Genomic DNA, 732 nt, shown 5'->3' on the forward strand with positions numbered 1-732 from the left:
GCGCTGTACCGCATGATCGACGACCGCGACGATGTGCGGTCGCTGAGCTTCCTCAATCGGGAGCAGGCCTACAACGACGCGATCAAGAAGTTCCCGCAGTACAAGGACGTCGCGGGCAAGGACGCCTTCCCGGCGTCGTTCATCGTCAAGCTCAACGACCCCGAACAGCACGAGGCGTTCGACAAGGCCATGCAGGGCCAGCCCGGTGTGCTCAACGTCCTCAATCAGAAGGACTTGATCGACCGGCTGTTCGCCGTGCTCGACGGGCTCAGCAGTGTCGCGTTCGCGGTGGCGCTGGTGCAGGCGATCGGTGCGGTGCTGCTGATCGCCAACATGGTCCAGGTGGCCGCCTACACGCGGCGCACCGAGATCGGGATCATGCGGCTGGTCGGTGCGACGCGCTGGTACACCCAGCTGCCGTTCCTCGTGGAGGCGATGATCGCGGCCCTGATCGGTGTGGTGATCGCGATCGTCGGGCTGATCGTGGTGCGCGCGGTGTTCCTGGAGAAAGCCCTCGACCAGTTTTATCAGTCGAATTTGATTGCCAGGGTCGACTACGCTGACGTGCTCTACTTCAGCGCACCGTGGATGCTGTTCCTCGGCCTGGCGATGTCCGGCATAACCGCGTATGTGACGCTGCGGCTCTACATACGAAGGTAGTCGTGAACTAGTGGCGACCAAGAAGTCCAGCCCCGCCGGCAACAAGCAGATTGTGGCCAGCAATCGCAAGGC

At 62.6% G+C, this 732-nt stretch carries 1 protein-coding gene; it reads left to right on the forward strand.

From position 1 onward, the window contains the following. Positions 1 to 12 precede the first annotated feature (12 nt). Positions 13 to 660, forward strand: coding sequence for a permease-like cell division protein FtsX (locus IMZ11_RS42940; protein WP_228649365.1), 648 nt, complete (start codon positions 13 to 15; stop codon positions 658 to 660). Positions 661 to 732 lie beyond the last annotated feature (72 nt).

This window comes from Microtetraspora sp. AC03309 (assembly GCF_020826795.1).
In the GTDB taxonomy this organism is placed as follows: Bacteria; Actinomycetota; Actinomycetes; order Streptosporangiales; family Streptosporangiaceae; genus Microtetraspora; species Microtetraspora glauca.